At 73.5% G+C, this 13,680-nt stretch carries 13 protein-coding genes and 1 pseudogene; all 14 read left to right on the top strand.

What is annotated here, in order from left to right:
* The first annotated feature begins 57 nt into the window (after positions 1-57).
* The gene (locus ACFYTE_RS32940) at positions 58-1,146 is read left to right on the top strand and encodes a hydrogenase expression protein HypE (RefSeq protein WP_388718564.1); all 1,089 of its coding nucleotides are present in this window, start codon (positions 58-60) and stop codon (positions 1,144-1,146) included.
* A gap of 106 nt (positions 1,147-1,252) precedes the next feature.
* On the top strand, positions 1,253-3,037 hold the full coding sequence (locus tag ACFYTE_RS32935; protein ID WP_388718562.1) for a nickel-dependent hydrogenase large subunit: 1,785 nt from the start codon (positions 1,253-1,255) through the stop codon (positions 3,035-3,037).
* Positions 3,034-3,606, top strand: coding sequence for a hypothetical protein (locus tag ACFYTE_RS32930; protein WP_388718560.1), 573 nt, complete (start codon positions 3,034-3,036; stop codon positions 3,604-3,606). The genes ACFYTE_RS32935 and ACFYTE_RS32930 overlap by 4 nt, the downstream gene beginning before the upstream one ends.
* On the top strand, positions 3,603-4,256 hold the full coding sequence (locus ACFYTE_RS32925; RefSeq protein WP_388718558.1) for a DUF5947 family protein: 654 nt from the start codon (positions 3,603-3,605) through the stop codon (positions 4,254-4,256). Before ACFYTE_RS32930 ends, ACFYTE_RS32925 begins: the two co-directional genes overlap by 4 nt.
* Positions 4,253-4,927, top strand: a complete 675-nt coding sequence (locus tag ACFYTE_RS32920; protein WP_388718556.1) for a DUF6084 family protein — start codon at positions 4,253-4,255, stop codon at positions 4,925-4,927. The genes ACFYTE_RS32925 and ACFYTE_RS32920 overlap by 4 nt, the downstream gene beginning before the upstream one ends.
* Positions 4,924-6,345, top strand: a complete 1,422-nt coding sequence (locus tag ACFYTE_RS32915) for a hypothetical protein (protein ID WP_388718554.1) — start codon at positions 4,924-4,926, stop codon at positions 6,343-6,345. Before ACFYTE_RS32920 ends, ACFYTE_RS32915 begins: the two co-directional genes overlap by 4 nt.
* Positions 6,342-6,881, top strand: a complete 540-nt coding sequence (locus ACFYTE_RS32910; RefSeq protein WP_388718552.1) for a hydrogenase maturation protease — start codon at positions 6,342-6,344, stop codon at positions 6,879-6,881. The genes ACFYTE_RS32915 and ACFYTE_RS32910 overlap by 4 nt, the downstream gene beginning before the upstream one ends.
* A gap of 10 nt (positions 6,882-6,891) precedes the next feature.
* On the top strand, positions 6,892-7,002 hold the full coding sequence (locus tag ACFYTE_RS32905) for a DUF6893 family small protein (protein ID WP_388718550.1): 111 nt from the start codon (positions 6,892-6,894) through the stop codon (positions 7,000-7,002).
* A 340-nt stretch (positions 7,003-7,342) separates the two neighbouring features.
* The gene (locus tag ACFYTE_RS32900) at positions 7,343-7,735 is read left to right on the top strand and encodes a hydrogenase maturation nickel metallochaperone HypA (protein ID WP_388718548.1); all 393 of its coding nucleotides are present in this window, start codon (positions 7,343-7,345) and stop codon (positions 7,733-7,735) included.
* Between the two features lie 3 nt (positions 7,736-7,738).
* Positions 7,739-8,521: pseudogene (gene hypB / locus ACFYTE_RS32895) on the top strand (hydrogenase nickel incorporation protein HypB); the annotation flags it as partial.
* Positions 8,522-8,742: 221 nt separating this feature from the next.
* Positions 8,743-11,127 (top strand): carbamoyltransferase HypF, encoded by a 2,385-nt coding sequence (gene hypF, locus ACFYTE_RS32890; RefSeq protein WP_388718546.1) that lies wholly within the window; start codon positions 8,743-8,745, stop codon positions 11,125-11,127.
* Positions 11,128-11,162: 35 nt separating this feature from the next.
* Positions 11,163-11,465, top strand: a complete 303-nt coding sequence (locus ACFYTE_RS32885) for a HypC/HybG/HupF family hydrogenase formation chaperone (RefSeq protein ID WP_388718544.1) — start codon at positions 11,163-11,165, stop codon at positions 11,463-11,465.
* The gene (hypD, locus tag ACFYTE_RS32880; protein ID WP_388718542.1) at positions 11,462-12,586 is read left to right on the top strand and encodes a hydrogenase formation protein HypD; all 1,125 of its coding nucleotides are present in this window, start codon (positions 11,462-11,464) and stop codon (positions 12,584-12,586) included. The genes ACFYTE_RS32885 and hypD overlap by 4 nt, the downstream gene beginning before the upstream one ends.
* Positions 12,579-13,646, top strand: coding sequence for a hydrogenase expression/formation protein HypE (hypE, locus tag ACFYTE_RS32875; RefSeq protein WP_388718540.1), 1,068 nt, complete (start codon positions 12,579-12,581; stop codon positions 13,644-13,646). The genes hypD and hypE overlap by 8 nt, the downstream gene beginning before the upstream one ends.
* The last annotated feature ends 34 nt before the right edge of the window (positions 13,647-13,680 follow it).

Here is a 13,680-nt window from a genome sequence, read left to right as displayed (position 1 = left end):
TGTGTCGGCCGCCGTCCCCCTGCCTCACCTCCCCTACCTCCCCGAGGAGGCGGTCCCATGACTCCGGCCACGCCCAGCAGTGCCGAGGCGACGCACACCGGTGGTACACCCGCGGGCGAGACGCCCACGATCCACATCCTCTGGATCAACGCCGGGCTGAGCTGCGACGGCGACTCGGTCTCGCTGACGGCCGCCATGCAGCCGAGCATCGAACAGATCGCGCTCGGCGTGCTGCCGGGGCTGCCGAAGATCGAGGTGCACTGGCCCCTCATCGACTTCGACTCCGGTCCGGTCGGCGGCGCCGACACGTTCATCGAGTGGTTCTTCAAGGGGGAACGGGGCGAGATCGACCCCTTCGTGCTGGTCGTGGAGGGCTCCGTGCCCAACGAGGCGATCAAGCCCGAGGGTTACTGGTGCGGCTTCGGGGACAACCCGGAGACCGGTCAGCCGATCACCACGAGCGAGTGGATCGACCGTCTCGCGCCCAGGGCCCTCGCCGTCGTCGCCATCGGCACCTGCGCCACCTACGGCGGCATCCATGCCATGGCGGGCAACCCGACCGGCGCGATGGGCGTGCCCGACTATCTCGGCTGGAACTGGAAGTCCAGGGCGGGCATCCCCATCGTGTGCGTCCCGGGCTGTCCCATCCAGCCCGACAACTTCGCCGAGACGCTCACCTACCTGCTCTACCAGGCGGCGGGCTCCGCCCCGATGATCCCCCTGGACGACAAGCTCCGCCCGACCTGGCTGTTCGGCGCCACCGTGCACGAGGGCTGCGACCGGGCCGGCTACTACGAGCAGGGCGACTTCGCCGAGGCGTACGACTCGCCCAAGTGCTCGGTCAAGCTCGGCTGCTGGGGCCCGGTCGTGAAGTGCAACGTGACCAAGCGGGGCTGGATGAACGGCATCGGCGGCTGCCCGAACGTCGGCGGCATCTGCATCGCCTGCACCATGCCCGGCTTCCCCGACAAGTTCATGCCGTTCATGGACCAGCCCCCGGGCGCGACCCTGTCCACCAAGGCCAGCGGCGCCTACGGCCGGGTCATCCGCCGGCTGCGCGATGTCACCCAGCACACCGTCGACAAGGAGCCCAAGTGGCGCCACACCGGGGGCAGGCTCACCACCGGATACCGGCCGCCGTGGTGAGCGCCCCCGACGGCCCGCTCCCGGCGGCCCGTCTTCGAACCCGTTCGCACCCTCCGCACCTCCCGCTCGCAGAACCTCCCGCTCGCAGAAGGGCACGACTGACACGATGGCACCGACGACCAAGGCGGCCGGCGACGGTAGCGGCCTGATCGAGATGTCCTGGGATCCGATCACCCGGATCGTGGGCAGCCTGGGCATCCACACGAAGATCGACTTCAAGCAGAAGCGGGTCGCCGAGTGCTACAGCACCTCGTCGGTCTTCCGCGGCTACAGCGTCTTCATGCGCGGCAAGGACCCGCGCGACGCGCACTTCATCACCAGCCGCATCTGCGGCATCTGCGGCGACAACCACGCCACGTGCTCGGTGTACGCGCAGAACATGGCCTACGGCGTCAAGCCCCCGCACCTCGGCGAATGGATCATCAACCTCGGCGAGTCCGCGGAGTACATGTTCGACCACAACATCTTCCAGGAGAACCTGGTCGGGGTGGACTACTGCGAGAAGATGGTCAAGGAGACCAACCCGGGTGTCCTCGAACTCGCCGAGCGCACCGAGGCACCGCACGCCACGGAGCACGGCTACCGCACCATCGCCGACATCATGCGCTCCCTCAACCCCATGGAGGGCGAGTTCTACCGCGAGGCGCTTCAGGTCAGCCGCTCCACCCGGGAGATGTTCTGCCTGATGGAGGGCCGCCATGTGCACCCCTCCACGCTCTACCCGGGCGGCGTCGGCACCAACGCCTCCGTGCAGCTCTTCACGGACTACCTCAGCCGCCTGATGCGCTACGTCGAGTTCATGAAGCGCGTCGTCCCGCTCCACGACGACCTGTTCGACTTCTTCTACGAGGCCCTGCCCGGCTACGAGGAGGTCGGCCGGCGGCGCGTCCTGCTCGGCTGCTGGGGGGCGCTCAACGACCCCGAGTACTGCGACTTCACCTACGCCAACATGACGGACTGGGGCCGGCGGATGTTCGTCACCCCGGGCATCGTGGTCGACGGCAAGCTCGTCACCACCGACCTCACCGAGATCAACCTCGGCATCCGCATCCTGCTGGGCAGCTCCTACTACGAGGACTGGCAGGGCAGGGAGCGGTTCGTCACACACGACCCGCTCGGCAACCCGGTCGACCCGCGCCACCCCTGGAACCAGCACACCATCCCCGCCCCGCAGAAGCGCGACTTCGACGGCAAGTACAGCTGGGTGATGTCGCCGCGCTGGTTCGACGGCAAGGACCATCTCGCCCTGGACACCGGCGGTGGCCCGCTCGCCCGGCTGTGGATCACCGCCCTGGCCGGCCTGGTCGACACCGGCGGGGTGCGGGCCACCGGACACAGCGTCGTCATCAACCTGCCGCGCACCATGACCCGGCCCGAGACCACCTTCGAGTGGAAGATCCCGAAGTGGAGCAACGCGCTGGAACGCAACCGCGCGCGCAGCTACTTCCAGGCCTACATCGCCGCCCTCGCCCTGCACTTCGCCGAGAAGGGCCTCGAAGAGGTACGCGCCGGACGCACCCGGACCTGGGAGAAGTTCGAGGTCCCCGACGAGGGCATCGGCGTCGGATTCACCGAGGCCGTCCGCGGCCTCCTCTCCCACCACATGGTGATCCGCGACGGCAAGATCGCCAACTACCACCCGTACCCGCCCACGCCGTGGAACGCCAGCGTCCGGGACCCCTACGGCACGCCCGGCCCCTACGAGGACGCCGTGCAGAACACCCCCATCTTCGAGGAGAACCCGCCGGACAGGTTCAAGGGCATCGACATCATGCGCACCGTGCGCAGCTTCGACCCGTGTCTGCCCTGCGGCGTCCACATGTACGTCGGCGACGGCCGCACCGTGGAGAAGATGCACGTGCCCACCGGCCTGAGCGGACTGGGCGGATGAGCCCCACCACCGCACCGGCCCACGCGGAGCGGGCCGGCCGGCGCATCGAGGAGGTGCTGGACCGGCTCTCCGGCACCGCGGACCCGGCCGCCGTCGCCGCGGCCGAGGAACTGGTCCGCTCCCTCATGGAGTTCTACGGCGCGGGACTCGCCCGGATCCTCGAACTGCTGTCGGCCCCCGAGGACCGTCCGCGTGTCGAGGCCCTGTTCGGCGACGGACTCGTCGCGAGCCTGCTGCTCCTGCACGACCTGCACCCCGAGGACCTGACCGCCCGCATCGGCCGTGCCCTGCACGGCATCGACGGCGCGGGGCGCGGCGGCGCCGGCCGCGGCGGCCGCGGCGTCCTTGATGTGCTCGGCTTCGACGAGGCGACCGGAACGCTGCGGCTGCGCGCGGTGTCCGGCTGCGGCTGCGGCTGCGCCGCCGGCGCGCCGGACCTGCGACGGGCCGCCGAGGACGCGCTCTCCTGCTTCGCCCCCGAGGTCACGGCCGTAGAGGTGCGCACCGAGCCGAGCCCCGAGGAGCCCGCACTGCTCCAGATCGGCACCCGCCCCGGGGCCGGTGCATGAGCGCGACCTGGGCCCCGACGGCGCGGTCCGGCCGCGGCCTGCGCCGGTACCTGACCGAACGCCCCGCACAGCCCGAACGCTGCGGGCTGTGCGCGGCACCGGTGGCGGACACGGACCACCGTCATCTCGCCGACACCGAGCAGCGGTCCCTGATCTGCGCCTGCCCGTCCTGCTTCCTGCTGATGGAACGGCCGGGCGCGGGCGCGGGCCGCTTCCGCCCGGTCCCCGCCCGCTACCTCACCGACCCCGACCATCGGCTCGACGCCCGCGCCTGGGACACCCTGCGCATCCCGGTCTCCGTCGCCTTCGTCTTCCGCAACACCGCCCTCGACCGCTTTGTCGCCCTCTACCCGAGCCCGGCCGGCGCCACCGAGAGCGAAGGGGAACCGGAGGCCTGGACCACCGTCCTCGGCGAGAGCGCCCTCGCCGGCCTGCTCGAACCGGACGTCGAGGCACTGCTGCTGCGCCGCACCGACGACGACTGCGCCTGCTTCCTGGTGCCCATCGACATCTGCTACGAACTCGTCGGCCGCATGCGGCTGTTGTGGCAGGGCTTCGACGGCGGGTCCGAGGCCAGGGCCGCCCTGGACGCGTTCTTCGCCCACGTCGAGACCCTGGCCAGGCCCGTCGGCACCGAGGACCGCCCATGACCGAACTCTCCTTCACCTGCACCGGGGTGCGCGCCGACCGTTACGCGGCCGGGCCGACCCTGGTGTTCCGGCTGCGCGTCACCACCCCCGGCGACGAACCCGTGCACGCCCTGGCCCTGCGCTGCCAGATCCGCATCGAACCCGCCCGGCGCGGCTACGACCGCGCCGAGGCCGACGGGCTCGTGGACCTGTTCGGCGAGCCGTCCCGCTGGGGCAGCACCCTCCAGCCGGTGCAGTTCGCGCAGGTCCCGCTGATGGTGCCCGGCTTCACCCGGGAGACCGAGACCGACCTCGTCGTGCCCTGCACCTACGACATGGACATCGCCGCCACCCGCTACCTCGCCGCCCTCGACGGCGGTGAGGTGCCGCTGCTGATGCTGTTCTCCGGAACGGCGTTCACCGGAGCAGGCGGCTTCCGCGTCGAACCCGTCCCCTGGGACCGGGAGGCCGCCTTCCGGATGCCGGTCGCGACCTGGCGCGAGATGGTCGACCAGCACTTCCCCGGCTGCGGCTGGATCCGGCTGCCCCGCGACACCATGAACGCCCTGCTGGCCCACCGCTCGCGGCGGGCGCTGCCCTCCTGGGAGGCGACCGTGCGGGACCTGCTCGCCCATGCCGTGCCCGCGCCGGAATCCGCCCTGACCGGCACCACCGGAAGGACCGTTTCGTGAGCGTGACCGCGTTCGCCCCGCAGACCGAGGCGCGCCTCGCCCTCGCCCGGAAGGTGGCCGACGCCGTCCTCTTCGAAGGCTATGTGCTCTACCCCTACCGGGCCTCCGCCGCGAAGAACCGGCTGCGCTGGCAGTTCGGCGTGCTGGTGCCGCCCGGCTGGGGCGCCGAACGCGAGGAACACGCCTTCCAGCACACCGAGTGCCTGCTGGAACCCAAGGACGGCGCCGTGCTCGCCGTCGAACTGCGCTTCCTGCGCGCCCGCCGCCGCACCGTCCAACGGGCCCGCGCGGACGGCGACTTCGAGACCGTACCGGAACTCCGCTTGGCGGACCGGGTGCTGGTGCCCTGGGACGAGGGGATCGAGGAGCGCGTCGAGGCGGTCGTACCGGTCGCCGACCTCCTCACCGGGGATGTCACGGTGCCCTTCGAGCGATGTGCGGGCACCGCGCACGAGACGGTCCGCGACCCGGCGGGCCGGCCGGCCGGCCGGACCGTCAACCGGTACGCGCCGCTGGCCGGCCGGCTGCGGCTGTCGGCCCGCGAACTCGACGGCCCCTACCGGGTGGTGCGGCTGACCGCCGTCGCCGAGAACACCAGCGACTGGACCCCGCCGGCCGGCCACGCCGCCGACCGCGACGCGGCACTCCCGCGCTCCCTGGTGGCCGCCCACCTCCTCATGGCCGTGGACCGGGGATCGTTCCTGTCGATGACCGACCCTCCCGAGTGGGCCGGGGGCGCGGTCGCCGCCTGCCGCAATCTGCACACCTGGCCGGTCCTGGCCGGCGAGCCGGGCCGCGCGGACGTGGTGCTGTCCTCGCCGATCATCCTGGAGGACCACCCGGCCATCGCGCCCGAGAGCCCCGGCGCGCTGTACGACGCGACCGAGATCGACGAGATCCTCGCGCTGCGCACCGCCGCCCTCACCGACGAGGAGAAGCGCGAGGCGCGGGGCACCGACGAGCGGGCCGCCGCCGTGATCGACCTGGCGGACTCGCTGCCGCCCGAGGTGCTTGAGCGCCTGCACGGCGCGGTCCGCGGTCTGCGCGAGGTGACCCGGCCGGCCGCCGGGACCGGATTCCCCGACGAGCACGGTGTGCCGCGGCCGGACACCCCGTGGTGGGACCCGGCCGGCGACGAAGGGTACGACCCCGGCCACGACAGCGCTCTGGTGGCCGGCCGGCCGGCGGGCGCGGGCAGCCGCCTCGTGCTGCGGCCCGGGCTGCGCCGCACCGACGCCCAGGACCTGTTCCTGCGCGGGCGCACCGCGACGGTCGAGGCCGTGCTGCACGACGTGGACGGCGCGGTGCATGTCGCGGTCACCGTGGACGGCGACCCGGGTGCCGATCTGCGCCGTGCACAGGGCCGCTTCCTGTACTTCCAGCCCGACGAACTCGCCTGGCCCGGGGAGCGCGCATGAGCGCGCGTCCCGCGGGCGGCCGGGTCCTCGTCGCCGGCGTCGGGAACGTCTTCCTCGGCGACGACGGCTTCGGCGTGGAGACCGCCCGCGTCCTGGCCGGCCGGCCACTGCCCGGCCATGTCGAGGTGCTGGACGTCGGGGTACGCGGAGTGCATCTCGCCTATCAACTCCTCGACGGGTACGACACGCTGATCCTGGTGGACGCCACCGCACGCGGCGGCCCGCCGGGCGCCCTGTACGTCATCGAGCCCGGGAGCGTCCCCGCGCCCGACCCGCAGGGCGCCCCGCCGGACGGCCATCGCATGACCCCGGACGCCGTGTTCGCGCTGCTCGGCACCCTGTGCGCCGGCACCGGCGGGCGGCCCCCGCGCCGCACGCTCGTCGTCGGGTGCGAACCGGCCTGTGTGGCCGAGGGGATGGGGCTGAGCGGGCCCGTGTCCGACGCCGTACCGAAGGCCGTCCGGCTCGTCGAGGACCTGCTGGGCGCGTCCCGTGAGCCCGAGCCACGTCCGCCGGCCCGCGAGGCCGCGAACTGAGGAGAGACCCGTGAAGAAGATCGTCTTCGGCGCCCTGACCGCCGGCGCCGCCGTGGCCGCCGTGCTCGTCGTACAGTCCCTGCCCGACCTGCGGCGCTATCTGCGCATCCGCCGCATGTGACCTGACGCCCGGCGACCCGGGCCGTGGCCGCAGCGCCGGCCGCGAGCAGACCGGTGGCCGCATCCGGCCCGCCTGGCCGCGGCCCCAGCACAGCCCCCGGCGCCGGCAGCGCCACGGTCAGAGCAGGGCGAAAGGGAGGCCGGACAGCATGCCGCAGCGCCCCGCCGGGCACGTCGTCGCGCCCCGCCCGGCGGGGCGCTGCGGCAAACGACGGACGCGGTCCCACCGCGGCGGCGTGCCGGGCCACCGGCCCGGCACCCTGCCCCTCTAATGGGATGCGGCCGTTCGCGCCGGTACGGCCCGCGCGCAGCGCATGTACGGCCCGCCGGGACGGAGGCAGATGCACGAGATGTCCATCGCGCTGGCGGTGATCGAAGAGGTGGCGGAGGCGGCCGAACGGGCCGGTGACGTCACCGCGGTGCGCTCGGTGCGGCTCCAGGTGGGCGAACTGGCTGGAGTGGTACCCGAAGCCCTCGCCTTCTCCTTCGAACTCGCCTGCGTCGGAACCCTGTTGGAGGGCGCCGAACTGGTCACCGAAGCGGTGCCCGGACGGGCCCGCTGCACGCCCTGCGACCACGAATGGGCCGTCGGCATGCCGCCCCGGCTCGGCTGCCCGCGGTGCCGGGGCGCGACCACCGACCTGCTGTCCGGCCGCGAACTGCGCATCGTCGGGGTGCGCTGGGAGGACGGCACGACGGGGGCAGCCACCCGTGAACCGAGCGAGGAGCGCTGAACCATGTGCCGTGCGGTGGATCTGCACCAGTCCGTGCTTGCCAGGAACGACGAGTCCGCGCACGCCCTGCGCGCCCGGCTCGCGGCCCGCGGCACCACGGTCGTCAACCTGCTCTCCAGCCCCGGCAGCGGCAAGACCGCCCTGCTGGAGCACGAACTCACCCTGGCCCGCGAGCGGTCCGTGCCGGTCGCCGCGCTCACCGCGGACCTCGCCACCGAGAACGACGCGGCGCGGCTCGCCCGTTCGGGCGTCCCGGTCCGGCAGATCCTCACCGACGGGCTGTGCCATCTGGAGGCCCGGATGCTCGCCCGGCACGTCGACGACTGGCTGCCGCGGCCCACGCGGCTGCTGTTCGTGGAGAACGTCGGCAACCTCGTCTGCCCGGCCTCCTACGACCTCGGCGAGACCCTGCGGGTGGCCCTCGCCTCCGTGACGGAGGGCGAGGACAAGCCGCTGAAGTACCCCACCGCTTTCGGCCTCGCCCACCTGGTGGTCGTCACCAAGACCGACATCGCCGCGGCCGTGGACTTCGACGAGGCGGCGTTCCGCGCCCACGTCGAACAGGTCAACCCGGGCGTCGAGGTGGTGCTGACCTCGGTGCGCGCGCGACGGGGGCTCGGCATCCTGCTGGAGCGCGCCCTGGCCGCCGCGGACGGCGTCCCGCCGCACACCCCGGTCATGTCCGCCCGCCCGCACGAGCACGCCGGGCACGCCCAGGCCGGGCACGCGCACGCCGGGCACGCCCAGGTCGGGCACGCGCATGCCGGGGACGAGCATGCCGGGGACGAGCATGCCGGGCACGCGCATGCCGGGCACGCCCAGGCCGGGCACGCGCGCGCCGGGCACGAGCAGGCCGGGCACGAGCAGGCCGGGCACGAGCATGCCGGGCACGCGCATGTGGGGCACGCGCATGCCGGGCACGCCCAGGCCGGGGACGAGCGCGCCGGGCACGCGCACGCTGCGTACGCGCAGGCCGGGTACGCGCACGACGCGGTTCCGTCTCGCTCGTGAACGTCACCGGGACGGTCGGCGCGACGGTTCTGCGCCGCCGGGTCACCGCGCGCGGCGTGGTCCAGGGGGTCGGCTTCCGGCCGTACGTCCATGCCCTCGCCACCTCGCTCGGCCTGACCGGACACGTGACCAACACCCCCGACGGGGTGGTCGTCGAGGTCGAGGGCGACCGCGCGGCCGTCGACCTGTTCTGCGCCCGTCTCGCGCCGGACGCCCCGCCGCTGGCCCGCGTCGACGGCGTCGACCAGGAGGACGTGCCCGCCACCGGCGACGGCGCGTTCACCATCCTCGCCTCCCGGGCCGACGGCCGGGCCGGCGCCCTGATCCCCCCGGACACCGCCACCTGCGCCGCGTGCCTCGGCGAACTGGCCGACCCCGCCGACCGGCGCCACCGCCACCCCTTCGTCAACTGCACCCACTGCGGGCCCCGCTTCACGATCGTCACCGGCCTGCCCTACGACCGGGCGCACACCACGATGGCCGGCTTCCCGCTGTGCCCGCGCTGCGCCCGCGAGTACGCCGACCCCGCCGACCGGCGCTTCCACGCCCAGCCCGTCGCCTGCCCGGACTGCGGCCCACGGCTGCGGCTGCTCACCCGCCGCCCGCGGACCGGCGGCGCCCCCGAGGAGGTCACCGACGCGGACCCGGTGGCCGAGGCACGCCGGCTGCTGGCCCGCGGGGCGGTCCTCGCCGTGAAGGGGCTCGGCGGCTACCACCTGGCGTGCGACGCGACCGACCCCGAGGCCGTCGCGCTGCTGCGGCGCCGCAAGGCGCGGGGCGACAAGCCGTTCGCGCTGATGGCACGCGGCGCGGGTGACATCGAGCACCTGGTGTCGCTCACCGCCGCGGAACGCGAACTGCTCGCCGGCCCGGCCCGCCCGATCGTGCTGCTGCGCCGCCGCGCACCGGCCGGGCCCGCCGGTCCGCGCCCGGCGCGGCAGGTCGCGCCCGGCAGCCCCGACCTCGGCGTCATGCTGCCCTACACCCCGCTGCACCACCTTCTGCTGGGCCTGCCGGGCGACCCCGAAGGGCCCCGGCTGCTCGTCATGACCAGCGGCAATGTCTCCGGCGAACCGATCGTCACCGACGAGGGGGAGGCCCTGGAACGCCTGGCACACCTGGCCGACGCCTGGCTCACCCACGACCGGCCGATCCGGGTGCCGTGCGACGACTCCGTGGTGCGACTGTGCGACGGGAAACCGCTCATCGTGCGCCGCGCCCGCGGCTATGCGCCGCTGGCACTCGATCTGCCCGTCCCGGTGCGCCCGGCCCTCGCGGTCGGCGGCGACCTGAAGAACGCGTGCTGTCTCGGCGAGGGGCGACGGGCCTGGCTGTCGGCGCACATCGGCGACATGGACGACCTCGCCACCCAGCGGGCCTTCGCGCGGGCCGTGGCACACCTGGAGTCGATCACACCGGTGCGGCCCGGACTGCTCGCGGCCGACCGGCACCCCGGCTACCGCTCCGCCCAGTGGGCCCTGCGCAACGCCGCGGGACGCGAGGTGGTCCGCGTTCAGCACCACCACGCGCACATCGCCGCCGCGATGGCGGAGCACGGCCTCGACGGCACGCGGCGGGTGCTCGGCGCCGCCTTCGACGGCACCGGACACGGCGACGACCAAGCGGTGTGGGGCGGGGAGTTCCTGCTCGCGGACTACGCCGGCTTCACCCGTCTCGGGCACCTGGCCTACGTCCCCCTGCCCGGCGGTGACGCCGCGGTGCACCGGCCCTACCGCATGGCGCTCGCGCATCTGCGCGCGGCCGGGCTCGGCTGGTCCGCCGACCTGCCCTGCGTGGCCGCCTGTCCTGCCGTCGAACTCACGGTGCTCTCACGTCAGTTGGAGCGCGGCATCCACTGTGTGCCCACCTCCAGCATGGGGCGCCTGTTCGACGCGGTGTCCTCCCTCGCCGGCGTGTGCCACCGGGCCGGCTACGAGGCGCAGGCAGCCGTCGAACTGGAGGCCGCCGCGCTGTCCGCGCCCGCCGAGGACACCACCGCGTACGCCTTCGCCGTACCCGAGGCCGCACCGGCCGACGGCCCGCTGCGGGCCGACCCGGCGCCCGTGCTGGCCGCGGTCGTCGACGATCTGCGGGCGGGCGTGCCCGCGGCGTCGATCGCGGCCCGATTCCATCGCGCCGTCGCCGGCCTTGTCCACCGCGTCTGCCTGCTGGCCCGGGACCGGCACGGGGTGGACACCGTCGCCCTCACCGGCGGCGTGTTCCTCAACTCCCTGCTCTCCTCTGCCTGTGCCGCGGCCCTTAGGGCGGACGGATTCACCGTGCTGCGCCACCACCTGGTCCCGCCCGGCGACGGGGGACTGGCCCTCGGGCAGCTGATGGTGGCCGCCGGGGCCGGCGGCCCGGACGGGACCACCCCCTGACGACCGACGCACGACCTGACAGCGAGGAGAGGCCCATGTGCCTGGCGGTACCCGGCAGAGTGCTGGACATCGACGAGCGGGACGGCACCCGGATGGCCACCGTCGACTTCGGCGGCGTGGTCAAGGAGGTGTGCCTGGAATACCTGCCCGACCTGAAGGTCGGCGAGTACGCCATCGTGCACGTCGGCTTCGCGCTGCAGCGGCTCGACGAGGAATCGGCCCGGCAGACGCTCGAACTCTTCGCCGAACTAGGCATGCTCCAGGAGGAGTTCGGTGACCCCTGGGAGGCGGCCGCGGGCGCGGGCGCCGCGCACACGGGCGAGGAGGCCCACCGGTGAAGTACATCGAGGAGTTCCAGGACCCGGAGCTGGCCCGGCGGCTGCTCGACGAGATCCATGACACGGTGACCAGGCCATGGGCGCTGATGGAGGTCTGCGGCGGCCAGACGCACTCCATCATCCGGCATGGCATCGACCAACTCCTCCCCGAGCAGGTCGAGTTGATCCACGGTCCGGGCTGTCCGGTGTGTGTCACACCGCTGGAGGTCATCGACAAGGCCCTGGAGATCGCCGCCCGCCCCGAGGTGATCTTCTGCTCCTTCGGCGACATGCTCCGGGTGCCCGGGACGGACCGCGACCTGTTCCAGGTGCGCGGGGAGGGCGGCGACGTACGGGTCGTGTACTCCCCGCTGGACGCCCTGCGGATCGCGCAGCGGCACCCGGACCGCGAGGTGGTGTTCTTCGGCATCGGCTTCGAGACCACCGCGCCGCCCAACGCGATGACCGTCCACCAGGCCCGCAAGCTGGGCATCCGCAACTTCAGCCTGCTGGTCTCGCATGTGCGGGTGCCGCCGGCCATCGAGGCGATCATGCGGTCGCCGAGCTGCCGGGTGCAGGCCTTCCTCGCCGCCGGACACGTGTGCACCGTCATGGGCCTCGGTGAGTATCCCGAACTGGCGCGGCGCCACCGTGTGCCGATCGTCGTCACCGGCTTCGAACCGCTGGACATCCTGGAAGGCGTACGCCGTACCGTGGCGCAGCTGGAGCGCGGCGAACACACTGTCTCCAACGCCTACCCGCGGGCCGTGCGCGCCGAGGGCAACCCCGCAGCGAAGGCCGTGCTGGAGGATGTCTTCGAGGTCACCGACCGCCCCTGGCGGGGCATCGGCGTGATCCCCGACAGCGGCTGGCGGCTGTCCGGCAGATACCGCGACTACGACGCCGAACTGCGGTTCCGCGTCGACGGCATCCGCACCCTGGAGCCGGCCGAGTGCCGCAGCGGCGAGGTGCTCCAGGGACTGCGCAAACCCCACGAGTGCGAGATGTTCGGCACCCGCTGCACCCCGCGCACCCCGCTCGGCGCCACCATGGTCTCCAACGAGGGTGCCTGCGCCGCCTATTACCTCTACCGACGTCTTCAGATCACGCCCGCGCCCCGGGAGGCGAGCCCCGTTGCCTGACACCACCGACACCCTGGACGTGACCGGCTGGACCTGCCCGGCCCCGCTGCGCGACCGGCCCCGCGTGGCCATGGGCCACGGCGGCGGGGGCACGCTCTCCGCGGAACTGGTCGAACAAGTCTTCGCGCCCGCCTTCGGCGGTGCGGCCCTCGCCGAACTGGGCGACGCGGCCGCGCTGAGTCTCGGCGGGGTCCGGCTGGCCTTCTCCACCGACTCCTTCGTGGTGCGGCCGCTGTTCTTCCCCGGCGGCAGCATCGGCGACCTCGCCGTCAACGGCACCGTCAACGACCTCGCGATGAGCGGCGCCCGGGCCGCCTACCTCTCCTGCGGATTCATCCTGGAGGAGGGGGTGGAGATCGAGACCGTCGCCCGGGTGGCCGACGCGCTCGGCGCCGCCGCGCGGACCGCGGGCGTGGAGGTCGCGACGGGCGACACCAAGGTGGTCGAGTGCGGGCACGGCGACGGAATCTTCGTCAACACGGCCGGCATCGGCCTGATCCCGGCCGGAGTCGATCTGCGCCCGGCCCGGGTGGTGCCCGGCGACGTGGTGATCGTCAGCGGGCCGGTCGGGGTGCACGGCGTGGCCATCATGAGCGTGCGCGAGGGCCTGGAGTTCGGGGTCGAGATCGTCAGCGACTGCGCGGCGCTCGGCGGCCTGGTGGCGGACATGCTGGCCGTCACCCCGGATCTGCACGTCCTGCGCGATCCCACCCGCGGCGGGCTCGCGGCCTGCCTCAACGAGATCGCGAGCGCGTCGGGCACCGGTGTCGTCATCGCGGAACGCGCCGTGCCCGTCCCGCCGGCGGTGGCCGGCGCCTGCGCCATGCTGGGCCTCGACCCCTTCTACGTCGCCAACGAGGGCAAGCTGGTGGCGTTCGTCCCGCGCGAGCACGCCGACGCCGTGCTGGCGGCGATGCGGGCGCATCCGCTGGGCGCGCAGTCCGCGATCATCGGCGAGGCGGTGGCGGAGCACCCCGGGATGGTGGTGGCCCGCACCGGCCTGGGCGGCACCCGGGTGGTCGACATGCCCCTCGGGGAACAGCTGCCGCGGATCTGCTGAGCGCTGCCGCACATCTGCCGAGCGCTCCCGGGCG

Origin of the sequence: Streptomyces sp. NPDC004629, from assembly GCF_042873595.1 — a bacterium.
GTDB lineage: Bacteria > Actinomycetota > Actinomycetes > Streptomycetales > Streptomycetaceae > Streptomyces.
This window is presented reverse-complemented; position numbering and strand designations above follow the sequence as displayed.